Source organism: Streptomyces sp., from assembly GCF_031181705.1.
Taxonomy (GTDB): Bacteria; Actinomycetota; Actinomycetes; order Streptomycetales; family Streptomycetaceae; genus Streptomyces.
This window is the reverse complement of record NZ_JAPSKN010000130.1, coordinates 9,355-15,705: the sequence shown is the minus strand read 5'-3', so window position 1 is coordinate 15,705 and position 6,351 is coordinate 9,355. Positions and strand designations below refer to the sequence as shown.

4 protein-coding genes are annotated in these 6,351 nt (G+C 73.4%); all 4 read left to right on the top strand.

The annotated features are described in order from the left end of the window. The first annotated feature begins 229 nt into the window (after positions 1-229). Entirely contained in the window at positions 230-1,378 is a 1,149-nt protein-coding gene (mtnA, locus tag RIN80_RS21595) for an S-methyl-5-thioribose-1-phosphate isomerase (RefSeq protein WP_309097278.1), read from the top strand. A gap of 179 nt (positions 1,379-1,557) precedes the next feature. Beyond that, the gene (gene mtrA, locus RIN80_RS21590; protein ID WP_009188938.1) at positions 1,558-2,247 is read left to right on the top strand and encodes a two-component system response regulator MtrA; all 690 of its coding nucleotides are present in this window, start codon (positions 1,558-1,560) and stop codon (positions 2,245-2,247) included. 1 nt (position 2,248) lies between these two features. Then, the gene (gene mtrB / locus RIN80_RS21585; RefSeq protein WP_309097277.1) at positions 2,249-4,492 is read left to right on the top strand and encodes an MtrAB system histidine kinase MtrB; all 2,244 of its coding nucleotides are present in this window, start codon (positions 2,249-2,251) and stop codon (positions 4,490-4,492) included. Further along, positions 4,482-6,314, top strand: a complete 1,833-nt coding sequence (locus RIN80_RS21580; RefSeq protein ID WP_309097276.1) for an LpqB family beta-propeller domain-containing protein — start codon at positions 4,482-4,484, stop codon at positions 6,312-6,314. The genes mtrB and RIN80_RS21580 overlap by 11 nt, the downstream gene beginning before the upstream one ends. The last annotated feature ends 37 nt before the right edge of the window (positions 6,315-6,351 follow it).

The window sequence follows — 6,351 nt, the reverse complement described above, 5'->3', positions numbered from 1 at the left end:
TCTGCGGGCTCGGCAGGGCCGGACGCGTCAGGCTTCTGCCCGTCGGACGGGGCGGATCCGGGCGAGGCCCAGCCCGGAGTGTCGTTCATCGTCGCTCCTTCACGGTGCCCGTCCGCGGTCGCGGCGGCAGGTTGGCAGCCATCGTGCCATGGGGTGGTCTTGGTGTGACCGGCCGCGGTCTGGGCTGCGCACCTTCAATTGTCCGCCGGATTGGGGGCAGACTGATCGCATGGCTGATCAGTACGCGTACAGCGGCGATGACAAGCGGCCGACCGAGATCCCGGCGATCCGCTGGGAAGAGCCACCGGAAGGACCCGTTCTGGTCCTGCTCGACCAGACGAGGCTGCCGGCAGAGGAGGTCGAACTGGTCTGCACGGACGCGTCCGCGCTGGTGGAGGCGATCCGCTCCCTGGCGGTGCGCGGGGCGCCGCTGCTCGGTATCGCGGGGGCGTACGGTGTCGCGCTCGCCGCCGTGCGGGGCTTCGACGTGGACGAGGCCGCGTCCGCGCTGGCGACTGCCCGGCCGACCGCGGTGAACCTGGCCGTCGGGGTGCGGCGGGCGCAGGCGGCTCACGAGGCGGCGCTGGCCAAGGGCGGTGACGTCCGGCAGGCGGCCGCGGCGGCGCTGGCCGCGGCGCGGCAGCTGCACCGGGAGGACGCCGAGGCCAGTGGGCGGATGGCCGAGCACGGGCTGGCGCTGCTGGACGAGCTGCTGCCCGGTGGCGGGCACCGGATCCTGACCCACTGCAACACCGGTTCGCTGGTGTCGGGCGGCGAGGGCACGGCGTTCGCGGTGGCGCTCGCGGCGCACCGGGTGGGCCGGCTGCGGCGGCTGTGGGTGGACGAGACGCGTCCGCTGCTGCAGGGCGCGCGCCTGACGGCGTACGAGGCGGCCCGCAGCGGGATGGCGTACACGCTGCTCACGGACAACGCGGCGGGGTCGCTGTTCGCCGCGGGCGAGGTGGACGCGGTGCTGGTCGGGGCGGACCGGATCACGGCGGACGGGGCGGTGGCGAACAAGGTGGGCAGCTATCCGCTGGCGGTGCTGGCGCGGTACCACCATGTGCCGTTCATCGTCGTGGCGCCGGTGACGACGGTGGACCTGGACACGGCGGACGGGGCGTCCATCGAGGTGGAGCAGCGTCCCGGGCACGAGGTGACCGAGCTGGTGGCGCCGCAGGTGCCGGGGGCCGGTGCGGAGGCGGGCGGCGGGATCCCGGTGGCGCCGCTGGGGACGCAGGCGTACAACCCGGCCTTCGATGTGACGCCGCCGGAGCTGGTGACGGCGATCGTGACCGAGGAGGGCGTGGTGTCGCCGGTGACGGCGGAGGCGCTCGCCGAGGTGTGTGCGCGGTCGCGCCGGGTGGCGGCGGGCTGAGGTCGCGCGTCCGCCGGAGCCGGCCGTGACCGGTTTTCCGCCCACCGGACGGCCATCGCGCAGACCACGGAGGTGATCATCAGCGGGCGGGCGAGGGCAGACAGTGGCGCTTGCTGCGACTATGGTCACTGGCCGGTGACCTACCTCACCACTGCCTTCGCCACCGTTATGAGAATGGGATGATGTCGTTTATGAAGGGACGAGTCCTTGTCGTCGACGACGACACCGCACTGGCCGAGATGCTCGGCATCGTGCTGCGTGGTGAGGGTTTCGAGCCGTCGTTCGTGGCCGACGGGGACAAGGCGCTGGCCGCGTTCCGGGAGGCCAAGCCGGATCTGGTGCTGCTCGACCTGATGCTGCCCGGCCGGGACGGCATCGAGGTGTGCCGCCTGATCAGGGCGGAGTCCGGGGTGCCGATCGTGATGCTCACGGCCAAGAGCGACACGGTCGACGTCGTGGTGGGCCTGGAGTCGGGTGCCGACGACTACATCGTGAAGCCGTTCAAGCCGAAGGAGCTGGTGGCCCGGATCCGGGCCCGGCTGCGGAGGTCGGAGGAGCCCGCTCCGGAGCAGCTCGCCATCGGTGACCTGGTCATCGACGTGGCGGGGCACTCCGTGAAGCGGGACGGGCAGTCGATCGCGCTGACGCCGCTGGAGTTCGACCTGCTGGTCGCGCTGGCGCGCAAGCCGTGGCAGGTGTTCACGCGCGAGGTGCTGCTGGAGCAGGTGTGGGGCTACCGGCACGCGGCGGACACGCGTCTGGTCAACGTGCATGTGCAGCGGCTGCGCTCCAAGGTCGAGAAGGACCCGGAGAAGCCGGAGATCGTGGTGACCGTGCGTGGTGTCGGGTACAAGGCAGGGCCGAGCTGACATGTCCGGCGACAGTGCCGCTTCGGCGCCCGGCCGGTCCGGGGCCCGCCCGGGGCGGCCTGTCGGGCGGAGGAAGGGCGGCCGCTGGGGGCGGCTCCTGGAGAGCGGGTTGCTCCAGGGCGGTGTCCAGGGCAGCCCGGTCATCCGCCTGTTCGTGCGGTGGGTGCGCCGGCCGCTGCTGCCGGTCATGCGGCTGTGGCGCCGCAACATCCAGCTCAAGGTCGTCGTCACGACGCTGCTGATGTCGCTGGGCGTGGTGCTGCTGCTGGGCTTCGTCGTCATCGGGCAGGTGCGCAACGGCCTGCTGGACGCCAAGGTGAAGGCGTCCCAGAGCCAGGCCACGGGCGGGTTCGCGGTGGCCAAGCAGCGGGCCGACGAGGCGGCCAGCGGGACCGGGGACGACGTCGCCACGGCGGACGGCCGCCCGGCGCAGAACGTCACCCAGTGGCTGAGCGACCTGGTCTCCTCGCTGTCCAGCGGTGGCCAGGGCGCCTTCGACGTGGTGACGCTCCCGGCCTCCGACGCGAACGGCGCCGGTGGGCGCGGACAGCGGGCCTCCGGTGAGGTGGACTGGAGCCGGAGCGTGCCCGCCGACCTGCGCGAGCGGATCGGCAGCAGTACGACGGCCGCGCAGAGCTACACGCGCATCACGTACAACAACGAGATCAAGGACTCCCAGCCGGGCCTGGTCATCGGCAAACAGGTCAACGACCCGAACGGCGACCCGTACCAGCTGTACTACCTCTTCCCGCTCACCCAGGAGGAGAAGTCGCTGAGTCTGGTGAAGGGCACGCTGGCGACGGCGGGGCTGTTCGTCGTCGTGCTGCTCGGGGCCATCGCCTGGCTCGTGGTGCGCCAGGTCGTCACACCGGTGCGGATGGCGGCGGGGATCGCCGAGCGGCTGTCGGCCGGGCGGCTGCAGGAACGGATGAAGGTCACCGGGGAGGACGACATCGCGCGCCTCGGCGAGGCCTTCAACAAGATGGCGCAGAACCTCCAGCTCAAGATCAGCCAGCTGGAGGACCTGTCGCGGATGCAGCGCCGGTTCGTGTCGGACGTGTCGCACGAGCTGCGTACGCCGCTGACGACGGTGCGGATGGCCGCGGACGTCATCCACGAGGCGCGTGAGGACTTCGACCCGGTGACCGCGCGGTCGGCGGAGCTGCTCGCCGACCAGCTGGACCGGTTCGAGTCGCTGCTCGCGGACCTGCTGGAGATCAGCCGGTTCGACGCGGGTGCCGCGGCGCTGGAGGCGGAGCCGATAGACCTCAGGGAGGTCGTGCGGCGGGTGGTCAGCGGGGCGGAGCCGCTCGCGGAGCGCAAGGGCACGCGGATCCGCGTGCTGGGTGACCAGCAGCCCGTCGTCGCCGAGGCCGACGCCCGGCGGGTGGAGCGGGTGCTGCGCAACCTCGTCGTCAACGCCGTGGAGCACGGCGAGGGCAACGACGTGATCGTCAGGCTCGCCGCGGCCGGCGGCGCGGTCGCCGTCGCGGTGCGGGACTACGGGGTCGGGCTCAAGCCGGGTGAGGCGACCCGCGTGTTCAGCCGCTTCTGGCGGGCCGACCCGGCACGCGCGCGCACCACCGGTGGTACGGGTCTGGGGCTGTCCATCGCCCTGGAGGACGCGCGGCTGCACGGCGGCTGGCTGCAGGCGTGGGGCGAGCCGGGCGGTGGCTCGCAGTTCCGGCTGACGCTGCCCAGGACCGCGGACGAGCCGCTGCGGGGCTCGCCGATACCGCTGGAGCCCAAGGACTCGCGGCGCAACCGTGGCCTCGACGACGCCGGTCTGCCGTGCGGCGGCGACGGTGAGAAGCGGGCGACCGTGCCGGCACAGCCGGCGAGCGGATCCGCGGCACCGGGGGCGAAGCGGGACCCGATACCGCCCAGGGCGGCCGACGCCACGGCCGATCCGACGGCGCTGCCGGGCAACGGCGCGCGCGTGGTGCCACGGCCCGCCTCGGGCACGCGGAGGCAGGACGGGGAGGCCGGTCCTGCCGGGGCCGGGGTTCCCGGGCACGGCGGGCACGGCGAGCACGGCGATGCCGCGGGTGCCGCGGAGACGGCGCCTGGTGGGCGTGTGGGCGGTCCCGCAGCGAGCACCGAGAACGGTGTGGCGAGGGGGACGCGTGACGACGCTACGGGCCGTACCGGCGGCCGGGCGGGGGACGGCGGTGCCGCCGCTTCCGGCGGGGAGGGCGCGCCGGGTGGGGCGACCAGGCAAGGGGAGGCATCTCGTGGGCGCTGACCGCGAAAGGCGCGGCCGGCGCAGGCCCGCGCGCGTGATGGCGTACGCCGCCGGTGGCGTCCTGGTGCTGGCGGGGTGCGCGTCGATGCCGGACAGCGGCGATCTGCGGAGCGTGGAGTCCACACCGCGCCAGGACACCCAGGTGCGCGTGTTCGCCGTGCCGCCGGGGGAGGACGCGCCGCCCTCGGAGATCGTGCAGGGCTTCCTGGAGGCGCTCACCAGCGACGATCCGCAGTACAAGACGGCACGCCAGTACCTGACCGGGGAAGCCGCGAAGACCTGGCGGCCGGAGCTGTACACCACGGTGCTCACCGACGGGCCGGGCGCCAAGCCCGAGGGGCCGGGCGGCCGGGAGGACACCGGCGAGATCTCGTACGTGCTGACCGGCACGAAGGTGGCCACCGTGGACGCGCAGCAGTCGTACGCGCCCGCGACCGGGACGTACGGCAGGACCGTGCACCTGACGCAGGACGAGAAGAGCGGGCAGTGGCGGATCGACGCGCTGCCCCAGGGCGTCGTCATGGGCCAGTCGGACTTCCAGCGCAACTACATGTCCGTCAGCAAGTACTACTTCGCCTCGAACACCGTGGCGGCCGGGGCGAAGACGCAGCCCACCGCGGTCGCGGACCCCGTCTACGTGCGCCGGCGCGTGGACCCCATGACGCAGATGGTGCGCTCCCTGCTGAGCGGACCCACGCGGTGGCTCGACCCCGTCGTCAGATCGAGCTTCCCCACCGGTACGGCGTTGGCTAAGGGCGCCGGCGCGCTGACGCCCGACGACCGCAGCCTGCTGACCGTGCCGCTCAACGACAAGGCCGCGGGCATCGGCACCAACCGGTGCGAGGAGATGGCGGCCCAGCTGCTGTTCACGCTGCGGAGCCTCAGCCCCGCGGTGGACGAGGTGGAGCTGCGCGCCGGCGGGACCGAGCTGTGCTCGCTGACCCAGGCGGCGGCCGAGACCGCCGCCTCCCGCAGCGCGGCGCGTCACCCCGACTACCTGTACTTCGTCGACGGCAAGGACCGGCTCGTACGGATCCCGGCGGGCAGCAGCGAGACCAAGCCGGACCCGGCGCCCGGCGCGCTGGGTGAGGGCGACACGGCCCTGCGGTCGGTGGCCGTCTCGCGCGACGAGCACACCGCCGCGGGTGTCAGCCTCGACGGCAAGTCGCTGTACGTCGGCTCGCTGGTCTCGGGCGGTTCGCTCGGTGAGCCGGTGCTGCGCAGCCAGGGCCGGAGCGAGTCGGACCGGCTGACGACCCCCAGCTGGGACGCGGACGACGGCCTGTGGGTGGCCGACCGGAACCCGCGCGATCCCCGGCTGCTGCTGGTGGAGGACGGCAAGGGCGAGCCGCTCGAGGTGCGCACGCCGCATCTGGACGGGCGGATCCAGTCCGTGCGAGTGGCCGCCGACGGGGTGCGGATCGCGCTCGTCGTGGAGAAGGGCGGCAAGAAGACGCTGCTCATCGGGCTGATCGAGCGGGAGGAGAAGCCGGGCGAGCAGCCCGCCGTCCGCGTGGTCGAACTGCGCTCCGCGACGCCCGAGCTGGAGGAGGTCACGGCCATGTCGTGGGCCGGGGACAGCCGGCTCGTGGTGGTCGGGCGCGAGCACGGGGGCGTGGAGCAGATGCGGTACGTCCAGGTCGACGGCTCCACGCCGGACGCCCCGGCGCCCGCGGCGCTGACCGGCGTCAAGGAGGTCACCGCCGCCGAGGACGACGGGTTGCCGCTGGTGGCGAACTCGGTGGACGGCATCGTCCGGCTGCCGACGGGGGCACAGTGGCAGAAGGTGACGCAGGGAACGGCGCCGGTCTACCCGGGGTGAGGCGGCCGCGTCGTCCCGGGGTGAGGCGTGCCGTGAC